The sequence below is a fragment of the Siphonobacter aquaeclarae genome (genome assembly GCF_900103285.1).
Taxonomy (GTDB): Bacteria; Bacteroidota; Bacteroidia; order Cytophagales; family Spirosomataceae; genus Siphonobacter; species Siphonobacter aquaeclarae.
Map to the genome: position 1 here is coordinate 1 of NZ_FNGS01000013.1, position 25,752 is coordinate 25,752.

The 25,752-nt window shown below is 54.0% G+C and carries 18 protein-coding genes; 4 read left to right on the top strand and 14 right to left on the bottom strand.

The annotated features are described in order from the left end of the window. Window positions 1-399: 399 nt before the first annotated feature. The 10 genes from BLR09_RS24615 to BLR09_RS24660 all read right to left on the bottom strand — a co-directional run bounded on the left by BLR09_RS24615 (window position 400) and on the right by BLR09_RS24660 (window position 15,844). Window positions 400-1,863, bottom strand: a complete 1,464-nt coding sequence (locus BLR09_RS24615) for an arylsulfatase (RefSeq protein WP_093209072.1) — start codon at window positions 1,861-1,863, stop codon at window positions 400-402. After that, complete coding sequence (locus tag BLR09_RS24620; protein WP_093209159.1) at window positions 1,863-4,037, bottom strand: alpha-galactosidase; 2,175 nt, start codon at window positions 4,035-4,037, stop codon at window positions 1,863-1,865. Before BLR09_RS24620 ends, BLR09_RS24615 begins: the two co-directional genes overlap by 1 nt. Before the next feature lie 106 nt (window positions 4,038-4,143). Continuing rightward, window positions 4,144-5,502 (bottom strand): Gfo/Idh/MocA family protein, encoded by a 1,359-nt coding sequence (locus BLR09_RS24625; protein WP_093209075.1) that lies wholly within the window; start codon window positions 5,500-5,502, stop codon window positions 4,144-4,146. A 21-nt stretch (window positions 5,503-5,523) separates the two neighbouring features. Then, on the bottom strand, window positions 5,524-6,378 hold the full coding sequence (locus BLR09_RS24630; protein ID WP_093209077.1) for a sugar phosphate nucleotidyltransferase: 855 nt from the start codon (window positions 6,376-6,378) through the stop codon (window positions 5,524-5,526). Window positions 6,379-6,413: 35 nt separating this feature from the next. Next, window positions 6,414-7,493, bottom strand: coding sequence for a mevalonate kinase family protein (locus BLR09_RS24635; protein ID WP_093209161.1), 1,080 nt, complete (start codon window positions 7,491-7,493; stop codon window positions 6,414-6,416). Window positions 7,494-7,660: 167 nt separating this feature from the next. Next, the gene (locus BLR09_RS24640) at window positions 7,661-8,656 is read right to left on the bottom strand and encodes a LacI family DNA-binding transcriptional regulator (protein ID WP_245690014.1); all 996 of its coding nucleotides are present in this window, start codon (window positions 8,654-8,656) and stop codon (window positions 7,661-7,663) included. A 103-nt stretch (window positions 8,657-8,759) separates the two neighbouring features. Then, on the bottom strand, window positions 8,760-9,665 hold the full coding sequence (locus BLR09_RS24645) for a beta-1,6-N-acetylglucosaminyltransferase (RefSeq protein WP_176785664.1): 906 nt from the start codon (window positions 9,663-9,665) through the stop codon (window positions 8,760-8,762). 5 nt (window positions 9,666-9,670) lie between these two features. Then, window positions 9,671-10,627 carry a phytanoyl-CoA dioxygenase family protein gene (locus tag BLR09_RS24650; RefSeq protein ID WP_143011216.1) on the bottom strand — a complete coding sequence of 319 codons (957 nt, stop codon included), beginning with the start codon at window positions 10,625-10,627 and terminating at the stop codon, window positions 9,671-9,673. Window positions 10,628-10,865: 238 nt separating this feature from the next. Next, window positions 10,866-12,587, bottom strand: a complete 1,722-nt coding sequence (locus BLR09_RS24655) for a RagB/SusD family nutrient uptake outer membrane protein (RefSeq protein ID WP_093209088.1) — start codon at window positions 12,585-12,587, stop codon at window positions 10,866-10,868. Window positions 12,588-12,628: 41 nt separating this feature from the next. Further along, window positions 12,629-15,844, bottom strand: coding sequence for a SusC/RagA family TonB-linked outer membrane protein (locus BLR09_RS24660; protein WP_093209091.1), 3,216 nt, complete (start codon window positions 15,842-15,844; stop codon window positions 12,629-12,631). 400 nt (window positions 15,845-16,244) lie between these two features. Between BLR09_RS24660 and BLR09_RS24665 the strand changes: the two genes are divergently transcribed. Further along, window positions 16,245-18,158, top strand: coding sequence for a S9 family peptidase (locus BLR09_RS24665; RefSeq protein ID WP_093209094.1), 1,914 nt, complete (start codon window positions 16,245-16,247; stop codon window positions 18,156-18,158). Window positions 18,159-18,269: 111 nt separating this feature from the next. Here the strand turns inward: BLR09_RS24665 and BLR09_RS24670 are convergent, their stop codons facing one another. From BLR09_RS24670 to BLR09_RS24680, 3 genes are all read right to left on the bottom strand, one after another. Next, complete coding sequence (locus BLR09_RS24670; protein WP_093209096.1) at window positions 18,270-18,800, bottom strand: DUF1697 domain-containing protein; 531 nt, start codon at window positions 18,798-18,800, stop codon at window positions 18,270-18,272. Window positions 18,801-18,811: 11 nt separating this feature from the next. Then, the gene (locus BLR09_RS24675) at window positions 18,812-19,249 is read right to left on the bottom strand and encodes a carboxymuconolactone decarboxylase family protein (RefSeq protein WP_093209099.1); all 438 of its coding nucleotides are present in this window, start codon (window positions 19,247-19,249) and stop codon (window positions 18,812-18,814) included. A 67-nt stretch (window positions 19,250-19,316) separates the two neighbouring features. Further along, on the bottom strand, window positions 19,317-19,916 hold the full coding sequence (locus BLR09_RS24680; protein WP_093209102.1) for a Crp/Fnr family transcriptional regulator: 600 nt from the start codon (window positions 19,914-19,916) through the stop codon (window positions 19,317-19,319). A gap of 296 nt (window positions 19,917-20,212) precedes the next feature. On the opposite strand from BLR09_RS24680, the gene BLR09_RS24690 reads away from it, so the two are divergent. The 3 genes from BLR09_RS24690 to BLR09_RS24700 all read left to right on the top strand — a co-directional run bounded on the left by BLR09_RS24690 (window position 20,213) and on the right by BLR09_RS24700 (window position 22,275). Next, window positions 20,213-21,034, top strand: a complete 822-nt coding sequence (locus tag BLR09_RS24690; RefSeq protein WP_093209106.1) for a hypothetical protein — start codon at window positions 20,213-20,215, stop codon at window positions 21,032-21,034. Continuing rightward, complete coding sequence (gene cysC, locus BLR09_RS24695) at window positions 21,015-21,599, top strand: adenylyl-sulfate kinase (RefSeq protein WP_093209109.1); 585 nt, start codon at window positions 21,015-21,017, stop codon at window positions 21,597-21,599. The genes BLR09_RS24690 and cysC overlap by 20 nt, the downstream gene beginning before the upstream one ends. A 130-nt stretch (window positions 21,600-21,729) precedes the next feature. Then, window positions 21,730-22,275 (top strand): hypothetical protein, encoded by a 546-nt coding sequence (locus BLR09_RS24700; protein WP_093209111.1) that lies wholly within the window; start codon window positions 21,730-21,732, stop codon window positions 22,273-22,275. A 62-nt stretch (window positions 22,276-22,337) separates the two neighbouring features. Here the strand turns inward: BLR09_RS24700 and porU2 are convergent, their stop codons facing one another. Beyond that, window positions 22,338-25,652 (bottom strand): putative type IX secretion system sortase PorU2, encoded by a 3,315-nt coding sequence (gene porU2 / locus BLR09_RS24705; protein ID WP_176785665.1) that lies wholly within the window; start codon window positions 25,650-25,652, stop codon window positions 22,338-22,340. Window positions 25,653-25,752: the final 100 nt, after the last annotated feature.

A 25,752-nucleotide genomic window follows, 5' to 3' on the forward strand; every position in this document is an offset into this window, starting at 1 on the left:
GATACTGGGTTCGCCCCCGGGAAAGTAGGTAATCGCCTCCCATTAATGGATAGCAAAGCTCCTGTAACCGGGAGCTTTTGCTGTTTTTAGGCAGTTGTCGGCTGTCAGCTGTCGGCGATCGGCTGTCGACTTTTAAGCGGTAGGCTGTAAGCTATAGGCGGCAACACGCCCCTTGCGAATTACCCCAGGTGCTCCCCAAACGGAAGAGCGCCTTTTGCGTGATATACAGGTAGCTGCAACTACCGATATTACCCCCGAGCCCTGATTGCTTTAAGCTGACTGCCGAAATGAAAAACGCCCTCCAGACCGGAGAGCGTTTTTTGATGTAATACTGACACCGCGAGCAATAGCTTAAGGCCTAAAGCTTATTGCTTACTGCTTATTGATGATTGCCTACAGCTACTTCTTCTTAAACTTCGGATCAACAAATTCCCAATCTTGTACTGTTGCCTGGTAATGGTCTTTTTTGAGGATCGCTTCGAAGGCCGCGATATCGGCGGTATGAGAGGTACTCAGGTCCGACGTTTCCTTTTCGTCTTTCCGCAAATCATAGACTTCCCAAATACCCTTTTCTTTCATATTCGTTTTGATAGCCTTCAAATGGCCGCGGATAATCGCGACCTGGCCTGATTTCTCCGGAAACTCAAAATAGAGATAGGGATGCTGCTTCTGTTTCCCCGACTGGCCCAATAAGGTAGGCAGAAAGGAGATACCATCCGTCGCGCCGGCAGAAACGCCCGTCAGCTCGCTTAGCGTCGCCATCAGGTCAAACTGAACAGAAAGGTGATCCGAAACCACTCCTTTCGCCACTTTCCCCGGCCAGCGTACCAAAAAAGGCGCCCGGATTCCCCCTTCGTACAAATCCTGCTTTCGTCCGCGAAGACCCATCGCACTGTTGAAGTAGTCGGTGTCCGTACCGCCCACGTTGAACGTCGCTCCGTTATCACTACTGAACATCACAATGGTATTCTCGTCGAGATGCAGGTCTTTCAGCAATTGCATTACCTTTCCGATCTGCTTGTCGAAATACGTAATCATGGCCGCGTAGGTCGACAACGGGTACTTCGCCGGCGCATAGCCTTTCTGTCCGTAGTACGGCTTTTCATCAAATTGCCCGATATATTCCTTTACAGCCTCGTCAGGGGCCTGAAGCGAAACATGCGGGCCAGTATAGGGCAGATACAGAAAGAAGGGCTTGTTGCGGTTTTCCCGGATAAAAGCGACCGTCTTTTCCGCCATCTTGTCGATGGAGTAGTCTTTCCCTTTGTACTGTTCAAACGCCGCGTCGGGAGAGCCGGCCGGAATCGGCTGATGAACCTTGATATACGGGTTACGAAGGGTATCCCATTTGCCGTTTTCCCACAGGTGTGTCGGATAGAAATTATGCGCCTGTTTCTGATCGAGGTAGCCATAGAAATAGTCAAATCCCTGCCGGTTCGGATCTCCGGTGGTATTGTTCATCCCCAGGCCCCATTTTCCGATCGCGCCGGTGACATATCCTGCCCGTTTCATCAGTTGTGCAATCGTAAACGTACCTTCCGGCAAAGGCATCTGCCCGCCTTCCTTGTCGTCTTCAAATCCACCCATTTCATAATTTCCGCGGATAAAGGAATGCCCGGCATGCCTGCCCGTCATGAGTGCGCAGCGCGAAGGCGCGCACACCGGAAAGGAAGAATAATGCCGCGTAAACCGCATGCCTTCCTTCGCGAGCTGGTCCAGCCAGGGCGTACGGATTTTTTGCTGGCCGTAGCTGCCCAGCTCGCCGACGCCCATGTCGTCCGCATAAATGTATATGACGTTGGGCTTGCGCTGCGCGTGTACCGCCTGAGCAGCGAGCAACAGCAGAAAGAGATAGCGCTTCATTATTGAACGGTTAATGTCGTGTAACTGCCCGGCGCAATGTCTACCTGCACGACTGCCTCATACGACCGGTTCAGGGGATAGGTAACCGCCTTGCCGTCACCAATACGGATAGACGCCTGCTTTTCCAGACCGGTGTAATAAAGCGGAATCCGGATCGTACGGGTAATCTTCTCCTTCAGCGGGTTGTACAACAGTGCCATACCTTTCGTCGGCAGGGATGGATTGACGTGGAGAATGCCGTCCCACTCCCGGCCGTCAGGACGACGCAGGTGAATGATATCCGAATTCAGGATTTCCCGGTTCTGCTTATACCAGCCAACTACCTCCTTTACGACCTTTTTCGTCGCCTCGGTATCATACAACCGCGGACCACGGTAACAGGCCTGTACGCCGGCTCCGTAGTACTGAACCATCAGCTGTTTGTAGTCTTCGAGGTGGTCGTTCAGCGGTTCCAGAATCGCTTCCGGTCCGCCGCCCTGATACTTCGTCAGCGGAACAAAACCCCAGCCCATGGACGGCGTTTTTTCCCAGGTACCATCGAAAATATTCTGACGGTTCAGGATTTTCTGCTCCGGGCGCGGCAGCGAAAAGTTCACTTCACGATAGCCCAGCGCAATCTTGTGTGAGCCGTCCAGGAAGTACCAGTCCGGAGCATTGACATACACACCCCGCTCGTTCAGCCAGCGGTAAAACCCTTTCTGCATCTCCATTTGCGTCCACTGCGAATCATGCAGCCCTTTGTGACCGGGGTGATTGGTCGACGCGCAAACATCTCCCGGATACGGTCCATCGTGTTCCAGCAGGTCAAAACCCGTTTGGGTAATAAACGTTTTCAGCTTCTTCAGATAAGTCAATCCCCAGTTACTTCCCAGACACGCCGCGGCGCCAAACATGGCATGCTTGTCAGGCAGACCGGTTTTAGGGTCGATGACGTCGTCGGCATCGCTGATCCTTCGGCTGCTGAACAGCGAGTATCCGCCCAGGAGTATTTTTTTGGAATGGGCATAGTCGGCCAGCGCCTTGAACTTCGCAATATTGGCAGCGCTGGTATCCTCCATATTCAGTCCGCTGCCGAAACTCAGAATCACCATTTCATACCCTGTTTCGGCGCATTGGTCGATGATCTCGCGCACCTTCACCGGATCGGTACTAACCAGGTGCATGAAGATCGGATTCTGCCGGGTCCAGGGAGCGATGGCATTGTACATCCGTCGTTTGGCGAGGCCGTTCCGTTCACGGTCATACGAATCCAGCAGTAGTTCATAGGTACGGATGGACTCGAAGGTTTCTCCCGGCGCCAGTGCGATTCCCGGCCCGATGGGCGGGTGAACCTCCAGTACGCACGGGGTTTGGTAATTGTAGTTGACCTGAGACGTATAGGTACTGTCTGTTTTCCAGTGCGTGGTCTGGTCTGATAAATCAGCCTTCATCGCGTTGTTGAAGGCATAATTACTTTCGATGTAAATCCGGGACGGCTTCTTCATTTGTTCCGGAGAACCGACCACCGCCGATTCTTCCTCTGGTACGGCGAGGATTTCGTTGACGACCCCGTCGACCGATACCGCCGTACCACGTTGGTTCCGGATCGATAGCCGCTTGGCAATCAATGGAATACCGTCATACAAATCATACTGAACATCCACCTGAAGCGATCCCCGACCGAATGTGAGCGTCAGCGTTTGTCCGGCGGGACGGGCGGCAGCCGGCGCCCAGGTCGAAGATTTCCAGTTGACCGCCGGTTTCAGCGGCGAAACCGTTGCTTCTTTCAGAAAAAAATCCGTGTCGTGGGCGGTAAAGCCATCTACCCATTCATTGAGCAGGTAAGCCTGTTGTTTTTGTCCGTAAAGACCGCCAACGTTAACAGTTTTGCCGTCGAGTATCAGCCGGGCTTCCGGGCGGACCGCCCGGATAAACTGCTCGCCGCTGGTCAGGTTCCGGAATTCTACAGTCGCGGCATTCGGGGCAATACGAATCCGCCGCATGAGCAGTCCATTCGAAAGAATAAGGTCTTTCCCGTCGGCCGAGCGGTATACCGCGGCTTTGTAGCCATCGGCGCGGATGAGCCAGTCGCTGGCCGGCGCACCGGGCGTTTTCCACACCGGTAGTCCGGGCGGAAGTTTCTGCGCAATGGAGGTCAGGGAAAGGCAACAGAAGAATAGGATAGAGCGTATCATGTGTGCAAGAGGCTGTGTTTTACCGGAAAAAGAGACGAAAGGGTACCGGTATACCCGAAAAAAATGCGGCAAAACAGTGATGTTTTGCCGCATGAGAGGAAAAATCCTAGCTATCGAGGCCGAAAATCGGTTTGTTCGTTTTCCACTTTCCGCGGGTGAAATCCGGAATGGGGATGGGTTTCGATCCTTTTTTGATGGAAAGCTCCGACAGCGGTGCGATGGCCGACCAGGCAGCGGCATCGTATACGTCCATCGTCGGGGAAGTCTTGTTCTGGATCGCGAGGATGAAATCACGGATGACGAAATAGTCCATCCCGCCGTGACCGGCGCCTTTGGCGTCCTTTTCGAACTTTTTCCACAACGGGTGGTCGTACTTTTCCATGTATGCTTTGTCCGGCTCCCAGGTATGGGGTTTCGGGCTCACTTTCTCCAGGTAAATCTGATCGCCTTCGTCCATCCAGATACCGTTTACACCCTGTACCTTAAAGCCCAGGGAATACGGGCGCGGGCTGTTCGTATCGTGTGTAATGAGAATCGTTTCGCCGTTGTAACACTTCACCATCGTCTGAACAACATCGCCCAGCTTGAAATCTACCTTGGCATTCGGGTGATTGGGTCCGCCGTTGTCTACTACATATTTGTGAAGACCGCGGGACTTGGTAGCCATTGACACCAGGTACTCAAACTGGTTACCCCGGTTGATGTTGACCATCTCCGCGACCGGTCCGAGGCCGTGCGTCGGGTACAGGTCGCCATTCCGGGTAACAGAGTGCTGGGTACGCCATTTCGCTTCCGAGAAAGCCTTCTCTCCGAATTCAACGCCGCCGCCGTAGGCTTTTTTGCCGTCGTTGAATTTCACTTCGCGCAGGTCGTGCTCATATCCGCACTCGAGGTGGGTAAGTTCGCCGAAAAGACCGCTGCGTACCATATTCAGGGCCGCCATGACGTCCCGGCGGTAGCATACGTTTTCCAGAATCATGCAGTGAGAACCGGTCTTTTCATAGGTATTGACCAGGTCCCAGGATTCCTGAAGGGTAACCGTAGCGGATACTTCGACCGCTGCATATTTGCCGGCCTTCATTGCGGAAACAGCCATCGGTACGTGCCATTCCCAGGGCGTGGCAATAACGATACCGTCCAGGTCTTCCCGCTTGACCATGTTTTCAAAATCACGCTCTCCCTTTCCGTAGACCGCGGCTTCCTTCCGGCCGGAGTCCCGGAGCATTTTCTGGGCTTTTTCCACCGCGGCCGGATCGATGTCACAGATCGCGTTGATTTCCACCTGGGAGAAAAGGATACTGTTGCGGACGTGTTCACGTCCCCGCAGACCAACACCGATGAATCCGAGCCGAACTTTTCTGTCGTTGGGAACCGCCTTCAGAATATGAGGGAAAAAAGCGGCTCCAGCGGCAGCCATGGCCGAATTTTTCAGAAAATGCCGACGGTGTTGCGTGTCATTTTTCATAGTAAATAGTCTGTTGTTCAGTTAAAGAGAATATTTTTCAGCGAGGTATTTCTGAACCACGGCGATGTCCTTCTTGCTGGTCAGGTCCGGTACGTTTTCGGACAACGGTATTGCGTATACGCGCTTAGTTTTCGCGAGCTTATTGACCGACGTTGGCAGCTCTTTTTCGTTCCGGACCGGATGGAAAGGCGTTTCCTTCAGGCAGGGAATGATCTGGCTGGCTTCGAAAGCAAACAGGTTCATGCTGACGCCTACGCGGCCTTCGCGGGCGCGGGCGGCTTCCACTTCTTCTTCGGTCGGTTTTTCGTGAATGTCGATCAGGAATCCCTCTTCGTCGGTGCGGATCAGGGCGAATCCCTGAATACGTTCGGCCGGAAAATCAAGTGCATCCCGGTCATAGCTGATCAGCGCATTGGCCGTTTTGCTGTTCCAGACCAGCTGAAGGGCCCGGGTAGAATACAGGTTGTCGCTGTTGCAGACCACCAGGCGACCTGTTTGCCAGTCAGCTGTCTGTTCCAGCGCCTGGAGTACTGCGTCGGCGGTTCCGGCTGGTTTGGTCCGGTCTGATGCAATGAATTGCCGTGCAAAACGGACCGTGAGGCCTCCAAGGCGCGTCCGGGTTTCTTCCGATTCGTAATAGGGCTGCGTGATCCGGTCTTCGGGATGCAGCAGCAGCAGTACTTCTTCGAAGCCGGCTTCGATCGCATTGGTCAACTGGTAATCGATGAGCGACTTTCCGGCGGCTCCCACACTGATCATGCCTTTGGTAAGGGAGTCGGCCTGTTCGATCAGTTTCTGGTCGATATCGAGGTCTTCTACCGCTTTTTTCATCCGGGAGGACATTCCTCCGGCGAGAATCAACAGGCGTTTGGACATGGTATTGTTAGTCGTTTATACGCTTTCAGGAAGGATCAGACCAGCTCGGTCCGCACGCCTTCGTCAATGGTAATGATGTAACTTTTGCCGCCTTCGCGTTCGATGGCTTCGGCGACGGCTTCGGCGTTATCCGGCGCATAGGCAAACATGCAGCCTCCGCCTCCGGAGCCGTTGATTTTGGCGCCGAGTGCGCCGGCATTGCGTGCGGCGTCGATCATACGATCAATCTTCGGCGTGGAAATACGCTTGGCTTCCCGGAGGTTGATCTGGTGCCGGTTCAGCAGGTTGCCGAATACCACCGGATCGACATTGCCTTTTTCCAGCAGGGTCTTGGCTTCCAGGAGGATATCCCGGTCGGAAAGGTTACCCTTGAAAAGGATGAATTCGTCATCGGTAAGCAGTTGACGAAACTCGTCGGCCTGTGCTGCGGGGAAGGTATGGAGCGAGAACCCGGGGTTTACTTCCCGGATTTTCCGCACTGCTTCCAGCATACCGTATTTGACGTGTTTTAATACGCCCAGGGTGTCTTTTGCCGTCTGCGAATCGCCGAGTACGAAGGTTCCGCTGATCGGTTTCAGCGCTTCCACCTTCGGTACCGGCCACGATTCGAGGTAAATGACGTTTCCGACCGAAATCGAGGTCTGATCCATCCGGCCTCCGGGTTCGCCAAACTCTTCGACTTCGGCACGGTAAGCCAGATCCGCCAGCTCGGCGGCCGTCTTGATGTGTGCGGTCCGGGCGAGCCGGTCCAGGAAGTAGGCCCAGCCAACCACCAGCGCCGACGAACTGGACGTACCGGCGTTGATAGGGATATTACTCGTCAGCCGGATGTCATATCCGGACGGAATAACGGCCCCTTCCCGCTGCAGCAGGTTGATGACGCTTTTATAGTAGTCCCGTTGGTTGTCGTACGGGATCTCGGATTGAAGGGTGAACGATTCGGTCTGGTGTATGTCGGGCAGGGATATCCGGATCTGCCTGTCCGGACGGGGTTCTCCCTCGATCCGGAGGCGGAGTGAGATAGCAGCGGCAATGACGGGAAGTCCCAGGTAATCCTGGTGTTCCCCAAAAAGGCAAATTCGGCCCGGAGCCGAGACGGAGAATCGTTGACTCATGTTGAACATCAAAAAGGATTGTACCAAAGTAACGTGAAATTCAGGAAACAGGACCCCTTTCGAAGGCCCTCAGAAGGCTGGGAAGCAGGCAAATGACATGCACAATCGTGTGCATGACACAATTCAAACGAGTGCACAAATTTTCGGCTTCCCGCAAAAAAGAAAGATCAGGAAAGAACCATCAGTTCGGGTTTCAGGACGACCTTCTGGGCGGTCTCTTCCCGGTTGCTGATGGCCTGCAGCAGGATTTCAGCGGCAGAGTAGCCCATGCGGTACGGATGCTGTTCGACAGACGCCAGCGGCGGATGCTCCAGGTAAGCATTCATGGGCAGGTTGGAAAAGCTGACGAAGGAAATATCCTGATTGATCCGCAGACCTCTGGAACGGCAGATACCCATCGCGTCGAGCGCGACATAGTCATTGAACGTAAGGACGGAATCCGGGCGGTCGGAGAGAGACAGCAGCAGTTCCATCTTCTTCCGGGAATCTTCCGTCGTCAGGTCTACCTGCTGAATGAGCTCCGGTACTACCGGCAGGCCTCCTTCCACCAGCGCCCGGCAATACCCCTGGTACCGCTCCTCGCAGGCAACAAGGGAATCCGGACCGTTGAGCAGGGCTATCTTCCGGAACCCCTTCTGAATCAGGAGGCGGGTAGCCTCATAGGCGCCGGACTCGATATCGCAGGAAACCTGATGGGTATCAATTCCCGGTGGAATGCGGTCGAATAATACCAGCGGAATGCGGTGGCGGAGCAGTTTTTCCACGTGATCAAACTGCCGGCTTTCCTTCGCAACAGAAAGGATGACGCCGTCGACCAACTGATGAGAGAGTACTTCGAGTACCTGGCGTTCGCGGTCGTATCGGTCGTGCGACTGGTACAAGGCTACGGTATATCCGTTCTCAAAAGCGAATTCTTCAATACCGTTGATGGCATTGGAGAAAAAGTTCTCGCGGATTTCGGGGAGGACAACACCGAGCATAAACGTTTTGCCGCTGCGCAGGTTGCGGGCCGTGGCGCTCGGAATATAATTGAGCTGTTCGGCCAGTTCCTGCACCCGTTCCTTGGTTCGGAGGCCGATCCGCGGATGGTTCTGCAACGCTCTCGATACCGTTGAAGGAGAGATTTTCAGGCGGCGGGCGATTTCTTTGATCGAGACGTTCATATGCAGGCAATCGGAAAGCGTTCAAACAAAGATAGCATTTTCGGGGCCATCGCCGCTAGCGCTGCCAACAAGTCCGTTTGCCGGATTATCGCTTCAGCCTGTTTCAGGGAAGCGAATCCAGTGCGTCGAGAATGGCGGAGTCTGCCGTGATATCAAACTTCCGGGCAAACAACTCTCCCGATTGTCGCAGCGCCGGAAGGTCCTGCATGCCGAGCGGAACCCCGTACATTTCCTCCGGCCGATGCCAGTGGCTGTAGGTAAGGCAGTCGGGGATGATCCGGCCGCGGTCAGCTTCCTCCGCGTTGAAGAGAATCGTGTGGAAAAAATGCTCTTCCGGTACCCAGGCGGTTTGGTAGTACCGCAGAATTTCCGGATGCTGCGCAGCGTACCGGACCAGATACTCCACTGCGACGGGTGCCAGCCGGAGCCAGTTCGAACCAAAATGGTGTTTCAGTTTCCCTGGCAGCACACGCGGAAGGGGTAACCGGCCCGATGCCTTCAGCAGGATACCGGCCAACGCTTTGACGGGATGCTGACGGGGCTCTCCCGGATACTGCAGTATCTGGTTAAACGGCAGGCGGAAATGATACCGTTCCACACGGGAAAGCAGGTGAGCATTGTTTGTTTCGTCCATACCGGCACGGTGTACGAAGCTGACTCCCGGATTTTCTGCGAAAAAACGAACAATCGTATCCGTTGGTACCAGCGGATAATCCTGTCCGCTGAGTACGAGTAAGTGATCATACGGAATACCGCTCCGGTGAACTTCGGTGATACCGGCGAGCATAGCAGTCGTCAAACCGGAGTCGCCCCAGCGGCAGCGGTATCTCTGCTGGAGAAAGGTACTATCAGATTGCCCGGCGAAAAGCGGCGTGAAGGTATCCAGCGGTACGGAGGCATCAATGTGTATCCAGCAATGGCTTCCTTCCGCCCGCAACCGGTCGGTCAGCCGTCGTAGCTGCTGCGGGTACCGGTGGGCAAAAATCAGATAGGCAAGGCGATGAGGCATAGCGGTTATTTTCCGAGAAGACGCCGCACCCGAATCCGGAAGGATTCCGGAAACAGACGCTGCAATAGTTTCTTGGGTAATTGGATCGTATAGGAATGACCGGTATGGTTGATTGCCGTACCGAGGTACCGGCTCGGGACTTCCCTGCCTGTCGCAATGTTGAATACCTGCTGAATGCATACCCGTTCGAGGGCGAGTTCGGTCCGCATCGGCCGGTAGTAGGCGCAGTTTTCGAAGTAGTAGTGCGTTACCTGCGTATACCGGGAGGAGCCTGCGTCCCGGATTTTCTCGCCTCCGTGCAGGAGGTTGGCCGACCAGATGAGCGCCTGCCCTTTCCGGAGATTCAGGGTCTTCTTTTGAAGGTGTTTGTGGACGACGAGCTGTTCGATGAAATCCTCGTATTGCGCGTAGTACTTCGAAATGAGTTCCTCGATGGATTCATGCCGCGCAGAGGGTAAGCCGAGGGACGCCAGGTCGTAAAACGGCAGCCGGTGGCTTCCCGGATAATAATGAAGCGGCCCGTTTCCGTCGTGAATATCTTCCAGCGCCACCCAGACTCTCGCGAGGTATCTTTCCGGCAGGGAATGAAAATGGATGGAATCGCTGTGGGTACGCTGCTGGCTTCCCGAACTGAAATTAAGCGTTTGGAACGGAATCGGCTCCCGCCGGTAAAGTATTTCCAGCAGTTCCATGACCTTCGGCGCCGCAGCGATCCGGCGGACAGCTGCGACGTCAGGCCATTCATCCTGCAGCCGGTTGGTCCGGCGTTCGGAAAAGCGGGGTTTCAGGGTTGCTACGGCCTCATCCAATGTCTGCTCATCTATCCCGGGATCGATGATGACATAGCCGTTTTCGGAAAAGAAACGGACGAAGGCCTTCATTTCCGGCGAAAGACCGGCCGCTTCCAGCTCCGATTCAAAAAAAGGAGATTCAGTCCAGGGAACTTGTACGGACAGGTTCATGGGTTGAAGGGAGGTATGAGATGAACGCTGCGCGCCGGTACTTTCCGCGGGCAGCCTGTCCGGATATCGCCCGGGACCCTGAAAGGATAACAGCTGCCGTTCACTCAAGGTCGCGGAATAGCTGGCCTCCCGGACAAACCGGCATCGTGCGGCGGGGTTTGTTGTGCTTCATTCGCATGGAAATAAAAATCCCCGGCACCTCAGAAGGTGCCGGGGATTGAAAAAGAGTCTACACAAATCAGTAGCCCGGGTTTTGTTTCAACGTCGGCTGCCCGTTGAGGTAGCTGTTGTTGATTTCATCTACCGGGAGGGGGAAATATTCGTTCCGGCCCTTGGTAAAGACGGCGCCCGTCAGGTAGGCACGTTTCTTGTTTTCTACCGAGAGATACTTGTTCAGCGTCACGTCGGCGATACCCCAGCGAACGAGGTCGAAGAACCGGTGGCCTTCCATCGCAAACTCCAGGCGCTCTTCCATCTGAACCGCTTTCCAGGCTGATGCTTTGTCGGCGAAGGCTGTTGCGCCGGCCGCGTACTCGTTTACCAGGTAGCTGGCGGCCGGAGTACCGTCCGGGTTAACTACCTGGGTGCTGGTTTTGGCACGGTTACGGATCTGGTTCACCAGCAGGCGGGCCTTGTCGAGCGATCCTACCTCAATCTCACACTCAGCGAGCCAGAGCAGTACGTGCGAGTAGCGGATCATCCGGTAGTTGTTGGCTACCCGGCGCTTGTTGGTGGAGTGGGTATTGGTTCCTTCTTCAGCCTTGTAGTACATCCACTTCATGCCCGTGTACGGTCCGGCGTAGTTCTGATCCCGTATCCAGGTTACGCCTGGCATCGGACCCCAGTCGAGGAAGGGGATAGCCCGGCGGCCTACGGTCCAGTCGAGGCGCGGATCGACCGGCTTGGTATCCGGCGTAAACGGATCGGTCGCCTTCAGGCCCTGGTCGTTTTTCAGATCGGCATCGTTGAAGGTATCGAGCATCGGCAGGCCGTTTGCGTCGGTTTTGTAGGCATTGACGAGGTTCAGGGACGGCTGGTAGAATCCGCAGCAGCCGCCACCCGGCGCGCCGGAGAAGTACGGCCAGTTGAGCGTTTCGCCGGCATTGCCATTGTTACCGTTGGTTCCGTCGTTTACGGAGAACTGTACTTCGAAAACCGACTCGGCATTGTTGTTCGTAGCGGCACGGAAATTATCCCGGAAATCCACCAGTTTATACTGATTGGACGCGACGATGGCTTCGAGCAACGGTTTGGCAGCCGCCCATTTTTTCTGGAACAGATAGGCTTTGGCCAGATAAGCCATAGCGGCATACTTGGTGGCCCGGCCTTTCTGCGACTGGGTAGCCGGCAGGTTGTCGGCGGCAAACTTCAGGTCGGCTTCGATGTTCGGCCAGATATCCTTGTCGTTGGCTACCTTCACCGAGTTCGGGTCCGACGAGTTATAGGTTTTTTCGTCGATGTACGGCACCATGTTCCACATCTTCTTGGCTTCGAAGTGGTAGTGACCGCGGAGGAAGCGGGTCTCGGCCGTTACCTGCGTTTTTTCGGCGTCGGTCATGTCCTTGGCGAGCGCCATGATCTGCAGGATTTCATTACAACGGGAGATACCGTCGTATACCACCCGCCATTTTCCGCGCATGTGGACAAAGCCCGGTTGAACTTCGTAGCGCTCGATACCGGTGATTTCCGGCTGGTCACTGGCGTCCGTGCCTTTGTACGCATCGTCCGAAGCCACTCCGCCATATACCCAGTTCGAAACGGCCCCGTGCCAGTCGGTACCACCCGATCCGATACCATCGAGGAGCGAGTAGGAGCCAATCAGCAGGGCATTTACGCCTGCTTTGTTACTTAGCTGGGACTGTGACGCCACACCCTGCGGCTTCACATCCAGGAATGATTCGCTGCAGGACGAGATCAGACCCGCCATCAGCAGAGAAGCAAGAATTATATTTCTTTTCATATGCTTTCGATATAAAAATGTCGATGGAATGATACCGGATATCAGAAGCTGAGTCGCAATCCGACGAGCATGGTCTTCGCTACCGGGTAAGCGCCTTCGTCTACGCCCAGGTGCGTGTCCTGGCCGCTTTCGCCGGAACGGCGCAGGTTGATTTCCGGATCAAGACCGGTGTATTTCGTGAACGTAAACAGGTTCTGGCCCTGGATGTAGATCTGGGTAGCGCCGAGACCGAGGTGTTTCTGCAGTCCGGCAGGCAGAGAGTACGACAGCTGGATGTTCTTCAGGCGCAGGTAGGATCCCTTTTCGATGAAATAGGTCGAAATCTGGGCGCTGGTGGCGTCGGTTGAGCGCAGCTGGGGCAGCTTCGCGTTGGTCTTGCCGGGTTCCCAGGAATCATACAGCATGCGGGTACTGCGGTTACCCTGGAAGGTGTTGAAATCGGTCCAGTACCGCATGTAGTTGAAGAGGTCGTTACCGTAGACACCCTGACCAAAGAGGGTCAGGTCGAAGTTTTTCCAGCCTACGCTGACGTTAAGCCCATACGAGAAGTCGGGGTGCGGGTTACCGATGAAGGTACGGTCAGCCGTGGTGACCTTGCCGTCGCCGTCTACATCCCGGAAGATGAAGGAACCGGCCCGGTTATAGGTGCCGAATTGAGGAGCTTTCTGCGCCTGCTCGTCGGTCTGGAAGATGCCGTCGATGATATAACCGTAGAACGAAGATACCGGCATGCCTACCTTCGTCGCGCTCATCGCCGGGAGACGTGTACTGAAACCGAACTTGATGGAGTTCGGGTCATTGTTGATCTTCAGTACTTTGTTGCGGTACGTCGAGAAGTTGGCGCCTACCGAGAAGCGGATTTTGCCGTCAGCAGCCTTGCCGTTGTAGTTCAACGAGACATCCACCCCTTTGTTCTGCATGTCCCCGATGTTGGTGTAGGGGATCGTTGCCTGGCCCATTGCCCAGGGAACGTCGATCTGGCTCAGCATGTCTTTGGTCTTCTTGATGTACCAGTCGAACACAAACTGAACCTTGTTGTTGAAGAGGCTGGCGTCGAACCCGATGTTGGTCGAGGTCGTCGTTTCCCACTTCCCGTTCGAGTTGCCGAACTGTACCAGGTCGAAGCCGGGTACGATAGACGTCTTCGCACCGTTGATGTCGTAGTGGTTTTCCACCGGCCGCGATTCGTACAGCGTGTAGGCGTTGTAAATGTTCGGGATATTCTGGTTTCCGGTGCTGCCCCAGCCGGCGCGGATCTTCAGATCAGACAGCCAGCTGATGTTTTTCATGAATGCCAGCTCCGACAGACGCAGACCCACGCTGGCAGCCGGGAAAACGGCGTAGCGGTTGGCCGCGCTGAAACGGGAAGAACCGTCCCGGCGGAGGGTAAAGTCAGCCAGGAAGATATCCTTGTACGAGTAGTTGACCTTGCCAAAAATGGAGAACAGGCGGGTACGGTTGGCGCCGCGGCCGGAGTTCTGCAGACCCAGCGGGCTGCCGGCGTTCAGGTAGAGGTAGTTCGGATCTTCGAACGCATAGTTGCTCCGCGTCGCATCAAAAATGAAGTCATACGTCGCGATGGCTTCGGTACCGGCGAGAACGTTGATGTTGTGATCGCCGAACGACTTCCGGTAGGTCAGCGTGTTGTACCAGGTCCAGGAGTTGTCGTACCGGTTTTCGACGCGCAGGTTGTTCGTATTCCGTGCTTCCGGCGATTCGGGATCGAGCGGGGTAAACGGCGCGAAGTTGTAGAGGTTGTATTCTACCCCGAAGCTTGTCCGGAAGGTCAGGTTCTTGAGGAGATCAGCTTCCAGAAAAGCGTTTCCGAAGAGGTGAACGCCTTTGGTGACGTTGTCCTTGTTCCGGTAAAGTTCAGCCACCGGGTTCCGGGCGTTGCCGAGGTTGAGACCTTTGGCGCCGGCCCAGTTACCTGCCACGTCATATACCGGGATCAGCGGGTGCATCCGCACGGCAAAAGCAATCGGGTTCGATTCGTCGTTGTTCGTGATACCAATGCGCTCGTCATACGATACCGTGAAGTTTTCACCGACGCGTACCCGGTTCTTCACCTTGAATTCGGTGTTAGCCCGGAGAGAGTAGCGCTTATAGCCGGTATACTTCATGATCCCCTTCTGGTTGAAATAGTTGAAGGAAATCGCATAGGCACCTTTATCGGTACCGCCGCTGGCGCCCAGCTGGTAGTTCTGACTCACGGCCTGGTTGAAGATTTCCTTCTGCCAGTCAGTACCCTGCTTGTTGGCTTTGGTGATCATGAACTTCGTGCTGCCGAGACCCGGATCGCGGAGATCGTACGTGTAGTTGATGTAGTTGCCGCTGGCATCCTTGGCCAGGCGGGGATCTCCTTCAAATGCGCCGGATGGGTAGATGTAGTCCGGGATAACCGGGTTGGCGCCGCTGCCGTACTGCCCGTTGGTCGGAACGAGACCAGCATTCTTGGTCGACGTCCAGATCTGCTGCCCCAGCTCCTGTGAATTGAGCAGGCTCAGGAACTTGCCCGGACGCTGGATACCCGTGTACATGTCGAACGTGATCTTCGTTTCACCGGCAGAACCTTTTTTCGTTGTGATGATCACAACGCCGTTTGCTGCCCGCGCGCCGTAGATGGAAGCCGCCGATGCATCTTTCAGTACCTGAAGACTTTCGATGTCATTCGGGTTGATGTTGGTCAGGTTCCCCTGCGTCGGTACGCCGTCGACGATGTAGAGCGGAGAGTTGTTGTTGATCGTCCCGAAACCCCGGATACGCACCATCGTGCCACCGCCCGGAGAGTTGTCGTTTCCGACCGTCACCCCGGCCGCGCGGCCCTGAAGCGCCTGGGTCAGCGAGGCGGCGGGCAGCGCCGTCAGTTCGGCGCCTTTTACCACCGTTACCGCACCCGTAATGTCCTTTTTACGCTGGGAACCATAACCGGTGACAACCACTTCGTCGAGCGCTTTGGACGCTTCGGTAAGGGTAACATTGATAATGGTTTGATTGGCAACGGTGACCTGCGTACTCTGATAACCAACCGCAGTGAAGACAAGAACGTCAGCCGTACTGGAAGAAGAAATAACATAGTTTCCGGAGGCATCGGAGTTTACCCCCCGGGTTGTGCCTTTGATCTGGATACTCACCCCGGGAACGCCGGTCCCGTCTGGTCCCGATACTTTCCCCGAAATCCGGCGATCTTGTGCGTAGACTACTTGAACTGTCCCCAAAAGCAGGACAGCCCACACCAGGTGTAGGAGTCTTTTCATGTGAAGTAATTGTTTAGTGAATAGAGTATGTATTAGAATCAGGCCGAAATATCTGCATAAATTCAAATTATTTATACGAATTGTTGAATTTTCGCGATGAAACAGGAAAAAATCAGGGAATATTCCCAAATGGAATGTGATTTTTCCTGAACAGATTCGGGTAGGTAGGAATCGGATATTTCGAAAGAAAATTTGGTATTTTTTGAATAGCGAAAGACAGGTTAGGTATTTTCGGAAGAAAATTCGGCTGAAATGGGTTTTAGGACGTGCCGCTCCGCCCGCCGGGACCCGCTTCTGAAAGCGAAAATGTTTTTCGGTAACCTACCCGGAAATTGACGCCAGTCTGCTTTCCGTGTCCTAACTAATCGCCCTTTTCTCACTTCATGCACACCAGAAACAGATGATCAGACAAGTATCGATCGCCTGCGGCCTTGCCCTGCTTTCCCTCGCAGCGGGCGCCCAGTCGTCACTCACCCCCGAACAACTCTGGAAATTGGGCCGGGTATCCGGCCTGGGACTGTCGAAAGACAAACAATATGTCCTCTACGCCGTCAGTACTCCCGATGTCGCCGCCAACAAAAGTCAGCGCAAGCTGTACCGGATCCCGCTGAACGGAGGCGCCGCCGTGGAAATCACGGATACCGCCGAGTGGCTCACTGATCCCAAAATCTCGTCCGACGGCAAGCATATCCTGTCCAGCGAACCGGTCAAAATCAAGAATATCATCGGGGCCGACAAGTACCCCGATCTCCCGAAATCCAACGCCTATGTATTCGAATCGCTGAACTACCGGCACTGGGATACCTGGGAAGACGGCAAGTTTGACCACGTACTGGTGGCTCCCTATGCCGACGGCAAAGCGGGAGAAGCCAAAGACATCATGGAAGGCGAGGCGTATGACTGCCCGCAGAAGCCTTTCGGCGGCGATGAGGATTTTATCTGGCATCCCGACGGGAAGCGTGTGATCTACGTTACGAAGAAGAAATTCGGGACCGCATACGCCGTCAGCACCAATACAGACCTGTTTGAATACGATATCACGACCGGCAAAACCCGTAACCTGACCGAATCCAACAAAGGCTACGACATCGCCCCCGAATTCAATGCCAAAGGCCAGCTGGCCTGGTTGCAGATGAAGCGTGATGGATACGAGGCTGATAAACAGGATATTATTGTTTCGGATGGCGTATCGTCGATGAACCTGACAGCTCAACGCGACGATATCCATGTAGAAGGATTCAAATGGGCCGAAGATGGTCGTTCTCTCTTTTTCTGGGCGCCGATCGACGGGACGCTGCAGGTTTTCCGGGTAACCTATCCCGGTCTGACCAAAATGATGCCTGTCATCACCCAGCTGACGAAAGGTGACTTTGACATCAATGGCATTGTCGGACAATCGGGGAATACGCTCGTCGTCAGCCGTACCGACATGAACCATGCAGCCGAGCTGTTTACGCTTGACATTACCTCCGGAGTCATGCAACCGCTGACCCACGTCAACGACGACGCCAACCGCGGTCTGGCGACCTGCAAAACCGAACGCCGGTATGTCACCACGACCGACGGCAAGCGGATGCTCGTCTGGGTTATTTTTCCCCCAAACTTCGATCCGGCGAAAAAGTACCCGACCCTGCTGTACTGCCAGGGCGGACCGCAATCGCCACTGACGCAATCCTATTCCTTCCGCTGGAATTTCCAGCTGATGGCCTCACAAGGCTATATCGTCGTAGCGCCGAACCGCCGCGGTATGCCCGGCCACGGTACGAAATGGAACGAGCAGGTCTCCAAAGACTGGGGCGGGCAAGTCATCAAAGACTACCTGAGTGCCATCGACGCCGTTTCGAAGGAAGCCTATGTGGATAAAGATCACCGCGGATGCGTCGGCGCCAGCTTTGGCGGCTTCTCCGTTTTTGCCCTGGCGAGCGTTCACCAGAAGCGCTTCAAAACCTTCATCGCGCACGACGGCGTGTTTGATTTCCGCAGTATGTATGGCACGACGGACGAGCTGTTCTTCGAAAACTGGGAAAAAGGCGGCCCGTACTGGGATAAGAAGAATGCAATTGCACAGCGGTCGTTCAGCCAGTCGCCCAGCAACTTTGTGGAAAAGTGGGACACGCCGATTTTCATTATTCAGGGAGGAAAGGACTACCGTGTCCCCATTGAGCAGGGGCTTCAGGCGTTTCAGGCGGCGCAGCTTCGCGGTATCAAAAGCAAGCTGCTGTACCTGCCGGATGAAAACCACTGGGTGCTGAATCCGCAAAATGCGCAGGTTTGGCAGCGGGAGTTTTTCGGGTGGTTGAAGGAGACGTTGTAGTACCTTCTGTGAAGTCTGTGTAGTCTGTGAGAGACTTATTTTTTTCTCACAGACTACACAGACTTCACAGAAAGCAAGGAAAAAAGGCTGTTTCATACGAGACGGCCTTTCTCATTTGGCGTTCAACATAGAAAGCAGCTCATTGACTGATTTCCAGTTTCTCGTCGTAGCCCGGACGCCGAGCTTCTTCTCAAAAAACATATTGTGAATTTTGGTATTCCCGTACCCATCCGGGCAGTAAACATATACCTCCTTGCCGGAAATGATAAATCGGTCAGGCAGAAAGGAAAGCGTTTCCAGGCGGGAAACGGCGTCTTTCGCCGGTAGCTCTTCCAGAAACGTGACATGAAGTTTATCCGTGGCGATGTCTTCTTCCAGTAAAAAAGGATTATTGGCGACAAGTGCTTCCATTTCCGGCGTTGTGCGCATCAGGACCGGAATCTCAAATCCGAAATGTCCTGAAAGCTGACTTTCGAGCTGGGAGAGCGAGGCTCCGGGAGAAAAGACCACGTTCCCGCTCTGGATATACGTCCGGACGTCGGTATGGCCCTGCGCTTCGAAAAAAGCTTTCAGGTCAGCCATCGGTACCCGGTTTCGTCCGCTGACATTGATACCGCGAAGCATTGCAAGGACTCGTTTCATGTCAATAGGTATCAAAGGGTCGGTGCCAGCTTCGTCGCTACGCCGATGCGGTTCCACGCGTTAATGGTGACAGCAGCCATGAGAATTTTCGCAATATACGATTCATCGAAGAGGGCGATTGCCTCCTGCCAGGTAGTTTCGGAAACCTGGCCGGTGATGAGCGTAATTTCCTCGGTAAGAGCGAGAATAGCGCGTTCCTCCGGTGAGAAAAACGGCGTTTCCCGCCAGGCGCTCAGGGCATAGATCCGGCGCTCGGTTTCACCCAGGCGGCGGGCGTCTTTCGTATGCAGGTCGATGCAGTAGGAGCAGCCGTTGATCTGAGAGGCTCGGATTTTAATCAATTCATAATGAAGGGGTTGTAGTCCGGAGTTACGGACGTAGGCGTCGAGGTCAACGACGGCTTTATAACCGGCAGGCTCGACCGTACGGAGATTGAATCGGGGTTCCATAGAATTGCATGTGAAATATGAACAGGACAAAGGTCCCCGTCCCGATCCGGGAAAAAATTAATCTGGATTAAGAAACGCGCTCGGCCCGGATTTTGCTCAGAAATTCGGGCGTGAAACCCAAATAAGAGGCCAGCATGTACTGGGGGATACGCTGCACGAAAGCCGGAAACGACTCGCTGAAATGCCGGTAGCGTTCGCGCCCGGTGAGGGTGAAAAGAAACTGAATCCGGTAGTGGTCTGCGGCAACGGTCTTCTGAAGCAGAATACGGAAATACCGCTCCAGGCACGGCAGTTGCGCAAACAGTTCCTCCCGTTCGTTCCGGTCAAGGCAGAGAACGACGGTATCTTCCAGCGCCTGAATGGAAAAAGGAGAAGGTTTTCCGGTATCCAGGCTGTGGTAGTCGCTCATCCACCAGTTCTCGATTCCAAACTGAATGGTTTGTTCAACACCCTTCGCATCGAGAAAATACTTCCGGACACATCCCTGTACCAGAAAGAAGTCAGCAGGGCAGATTTGTCCGTCCTGAAGCAGGAAGTCCTTCTTTATCAGCTCTTTCACACGGAGATAAGCGCCCATCTGCTCGTTTTCTTCCGCTGAAAACGGCATAAACCGCCGGATATGGGCGGTGAGTGTTGCATAGGATTCCGGTGACAGCGGCGTGTGCATACCGGTAAAGGTAGCGGAAACGCATAGCAAACGGCTACAGATTCAGGTGGTACATAGCCAAAATCAGGGTCATCGCAGTAATTCCGTTTTGCGGTTGGCAAAATCCTCTACATTCACATTGTCTTTTGCGTATTCTCTTCTCAGAGACGGCCGTGTTTGGCCGGTATTCTTTCCCCGAAACAAATCCTTGAAAAAACAGAACCTCCATGCGGAGGGCCGGTAATCTGTTTGCCGGTTGATGGTTGTACAGGACGGCGGCTTCTGTGCCAGGAAGCGCTTTGCCTAAACGGAAAAACATGCAAAAAAGTAAGATGCTGGTTGTGATCGGGATGTCCCGTTCCGGTACGTCGTTCCTTTCGGGCTGGCTGCACCGCAGCGGTATACCGATGGGAAGCCGTTTTCTTGAAGCCGATGACATCATGAATACACGCGGATTTTTTGAAGACATGGATTTTCTCGATATCCATCTCGCGATAAGCGCCCGGAACAAAGACCGCGTAGAACGTATGTACGAATACGGCGATCCGGGATTTACGTTTTCAAAAGAGGATATACAGCGGGCGCAGGCCGTACTCAGCCGGCGGACGGAAGCGCAATGGGGCTGGAAAGTAACCGCAAAACCCCACGAAATGTGGTCGCTTTTCTGGAAGCCGCTGCTGGATACCAAGGGTCTGAACTACACCGTGATGGCTTCTTTCCGGCACTATGAAAGCTGCATCCGTTCGTGTATGCGGGTGAAATACCTGAAACGGCAGGCAAAAGGAGGGATGGGTTTTCTCAAACTGAAATGGTTTCCGGACCGGTATGCCAACCGCCACCTGAAAGAATGGATCATCGCCAACCGGGAAATACTCCGCCATGCGAAGGCGTATGACAACATACTCGTTACGGACTCTGCCGAACTGCTTGAAAACGGCGCGAAAGTAGCCGGTATTCTCCGGGAGAAATTCGGATTTGAACTGGCGGAGGTCGACCCGAAATCCTTATATGAAAAAGAGCTGATGGACCGCCCGGTTGACATCCGCTATACCCTCGACCCGACATTGGAAGCCGAGGCCCGGAATATCTACGAGCAACTGATTCAACTGAAGGAAGCCTATGTCTGTTACGAAAACTGATACGTCCAGGATCATCTGGATGACGGGTCTGTCGGGAGCAGGGAAAACCACACTCGCCCGGGGCCTCAAAAACCGGCTGGAACGCGAGCGTATTCCGGCCATTATCCTCGATGGCGACGAGCTCCGCACCGGACTCAATCAGAACCTCAGCTTTACGGCCGAAGACCGCCTGGAAAATGTGCGCCGGACTGCGGAAGTCGCCAAACTGTTCGCGCAGGAAGGATACTGCGTCATTGTCAGCCTGATTACCCCGGGCGAGTGTATGCGGGAGAAAGCCAGGGAAATTACCCGGGGAGCGTCATCCTTTATCCTTACCTATGTCAATGCGCCCCTGGCTGTTTGTCGCAAACGGGATGTCAAAGGACTCTATCAAAAGGTAAACGACGGCGCCATTCAGCAGTTTACCGGGATTTCGTCGCCGTTTGAAGAGCCGGTAAGCTGCGATCTGGAGATAAGGACAGACCGTCTGACGACCGGTGAAGCCGTCGAAAAGCTCTATTCTTTCTGTTACGGAAAAAAAACGATACTGGCGCAAACAGGTACCCGCCTGGCATCCGTAAGTTAAAAAACGGAATTCATCCGCCAGAAACCGGGATCCGGTCAGGTTGGTTTGGGCAGGGGCCGGATACCGGCCACATTTGAATCAACCGACGGACAAAAACCCCGGAATTCCCCTTTTAAACCATGTTTCAGCCATGAAAAAGTTCATCGTTGCCCTCAGCCTCCTCGTCGGCCTGCAGCAGGCCGCTCAGGCACAGATCAGTGTTAACATCAACATCGGCGCTCAGCCTGTATGGGGGCCGGTAGGATACGACTACGTCGATTACTATTACATGCCTGACCTGGGTGCTTACTATTATGTACCGAGACGGGAGTGGACTTATTTCGATCGCGGACGCTGGATTACCACAACCATTGTTCCTCCCCGCTTTCAGAACTATGATTTGTACCGGGTGCATAAAGTAGTTATCAACGAACCGAGACCCTGGCTCAAAGACCAGTTCTATCGCCAGAAATACGTAAGCTGGAAAGGTAAATACGACCAGGTGGCAATCCGCGACAGCCGCGATTCCAAGTATTACGTCGTCAAAGGCCATCCGAACTACGGCCGCGGAAACGATAAGCCCGGCCGCGGATATGATCACCCCGGTCGCGGAAACGGCCGTGACAAAGACCATGGAAACGGGCATGGTAAAGGCCACGGAAACGGCCATGACAAGGGCCACGGAAAAGGTCACTGATCATAGCAAAAAAAGCGCCCCCAAAGTCAGGTACTTTGGGGGCGCTTTTTTTGCGGAATACGTTACTTATGTCTGACGACCAGCTTTCGCGTATGCGTGGCGATACCGTCCTGAACCTGAATCTGATACACGCCGTCGGTGAGCTCGGCGGTCGGGATGTCGGTCTTTCCGCCGGTCAGGGTTCCTTTCCACACCAGGGCGCCGGTGGTGGAGTAGAGGGAGACTTGTACCGGTGAAGTACCGGGATTCACCTCCCGGACGCTCACGGTGGTAGCCCGGTGCGCCGGGTTCGGGAACGCTTTCATGTCGTAGGTCGGCGCGAGCTGCAGGGAGATCGTCGGGCTGTAATGATCCGGATCGTTTTGTTCGTGGATTTTGAGCCGGTAGTACGTATTACCCACCTGCAGGGTAGGGTCGTATAGCGAATAGAAGACGGACGCCGCGTTTTTCGCCGGAACAAATCCGACGCTGGTCCAGGCTTTGAAGTCCATTGTCTTTTCGAGCGTATACCCGTTAAGGGTTTCCTCGCTGGCGGTATTCCAACGAAGCAAACCGACTTGCTCCGGAATCCGGGCCGGGTCGATGCCTGTCAGCACCGCGGTTTTACCGTCGACAATACTTCCCGTAAAACTGATCAGGCGAACGGGCAGGGCCGCGGTGATTTCGAAAGCTATACCGGAAGAAGTATTGTTATCTTTCTTCGATTCATCGATCAGATTATTGGGGTCAACAACTGCAGTAAGCAGCATTGGCGTATTGACAGGGAAGGCACTCTTCGGAATCGTGATGAAGAGCGAGTCCATCTGTTTGGTTGGGTTAAAGGTAAACGTAGCGATATTGGTAGCAGTGGTACGACCTCCGGGTGTTGAACGTTGAAGTACTACGTTCATTTGCGCCGGAGGTACAATGCCAAAGTTGCTGATTACCAATCCGAAACGGACAGAGTCCTTATCGACCAAATTATCGGCTATTTTGTAAAAGTTGCCCTTCTTATTGATGGAGAAATCCGGTTTTGAAATAGGAAAAGGAATAATTGCCGGATCTCCTTGTACTACAGCATCCAGCGCGTGGCCCAGCCCCATGGCGTTGTTTGGAAATAGATCCATGTAGTCAGTAACAGTTTTAACAAGTACTGTGCCAAAGGTCTGGTTTGGCATCGAACCGAAATTCGAAAATAGCTTTGTCGAAAATGCATTCAGATACGAAGGCCAGCCGAGAAAAGTATTACCAATGAAGGCGATGGAACCTTTATTCGCAGTATTAATCCAACTACTGCCAAGAGTTTCGGGCTGCCCGTCAAGGAAGATGTTTCCTGCTTCACAGCCATTGATGAACATGATTGGGTACTTGCCTTGATTGGTAAGACTAGTTAAAGTATCTGCCTTACCGACATTGATGTCAGTGTGATTGGCTCCGGAGTGTCCGAAGAAGGTAATAAAGCTGAGGCCGGAGTTGACTTGTGCAGAAATATTGATAGTTTCTATGGCAGCATCGGTTTCTTTGGAAATGATACTTCCTTTTCCACCAAGCAGAGAATTGGCCTGAATATTGGCATAGTTTTGGGCATACCCTTTGAAGGTAACTCGTTCGTCGAGTGTATGTCCCCCGCTCATGTCCAAGAAATTCTTGCGCCATAAATCAAACGGTGCACTTTCGTATTCCTTGATTTTATTGAGATAGCTAACGACCTGCTCGGAGGTGGTGATATTGAGTCGGCCAACAGCGATAGAAGGTACATTTGCTGGCTTCCCGTTCAATCCGTTCACCAGCATCCAGTCAGAACCCGGCCAGCCGCCGGTCGGAACGAAGTTCTTGGCATCGTACGTGCTTTGCGGGAAACTCTGCCGGAAGTACTGAGCATATACCCCGCGTCCGATCAGAAAGAGGTGTTTCGGCGTGCCGTTTTTCAGCATGAAGTCTGTAAACCGACGAATCGCGAGGCCGCTTTTCTCTCCGTAATTAAACTGATCGGAGATAAGATCGATGTTGACAATCAGAGGCGAATGGCTGCCGCCGGCCGCAGACGCACGGTAATTGGCGTAATCCTGCACCGGATTAGCTGAACCGGGAACCGCTACCTGTAGCGCTTTATTCGTCACAATGAGGTAGTTGTAACTCGCCGCATTGATGTTCTGAAATGAAACCGGCGCAATTGAAGACTGGGTAACAGTCACCGGCGCGCGGCTTACCCAAAGCTTACGTGCCTGCGTGGTATTGCCGACGACCGTCTCCAGCGTAGTTGCGTTGAGCGTGCCGGTAATCCGCTGGACACCGTCGGGATCGGTGATATCGTAGATCTGGTCACCGGCAGTGGCATTGGCCAGTTGTACGAGCGAGTTACCGACGCCGTTTGCACGCAGGTTAATGGCCTTTCCGGCAGAGACGCCGCTCAGGTTCAACTGCTGGGGATAACCGAATTTATAATAGATGAGGGAAACCTGATCACCGGCAGCAGCGGCAGAAACCAGCTTCATTACGCCGGAACTGGCTCCGAACTTGTCCCAGCCGACCGACTGCGTACCGTTCTGGAGCGCATAGTTGCTGAACGTGAAATTCTGGATAACGGTCTGAGTAGCGGCGTCGGGCCCGACCGACCAGTTCAGGTTGTGATTCGTGAGGGTAGCTCCGTAAATCGAAATAGAGAGCGATGGCGTTACGCCGGGCTGATTGGTAACCGGGTTGGTCAGCGCCAGTGAATAGGACTTGACATTGGCTACATTATTAACGGGGTCCCCCTTGACCGGGTCCTGCAAATAACCTTTTCCGATATCATACTGGCTGAGCGAAATGCCCAGCTGATACTTCGTCGGCGAATAGTCGGCGTTATATGCCGGTCCGACGTGGTAGTAGTTGGAATAGGCCTGGATGACTTCTTCGTTGTGGTACGGCTCAGCAGTCAGTCCGTTTTTGGAAGGAGGCGTCGGGTTTGCCATCCGCTTAACAGCACCACCACCGGTTTTAACCGTCAGGAAGTAGTACGACTCGTCTGTAAACAAACTGACGTAGGGGTTGGTATGTGAATCCGAACCGCGCCGGGCCGTTTGCGGGTCATACCACTCCTTGTCTCTCGCGCCGTCATTCGGGACGCCGTAAAATTCGATGTATTCACCGGAACTAAAGACGCCGTCGGCCTCGCCCTGTACGTAAATTGCCTGTTCAACGCCTCTGCGGAACAACTGAAAGTTACGCGGGTCACCGGAAACCGGAAATCCTTTCGCCTGAAGATCGGAATAGTAAATGCGGAAAATACCCTTCTGTGTGATCGGAATTTTAACGTATACCTGCGAGTAGTTAATCCACTCATTGCCGTATTGCTGGGCTTGAGCCCCGCCGGCAAACACAAGAAGGAAGGTCAGGAATAGGTAAAGTTTATTCATCTGTTTTTGGGGGAGCGAACTGCCGGGATTACGTCGGAGGCAGCGCATACTCGATTCCATTCGTTCGCCTAAAGGTAGGCAGGATCGGGGATTGTGTAAT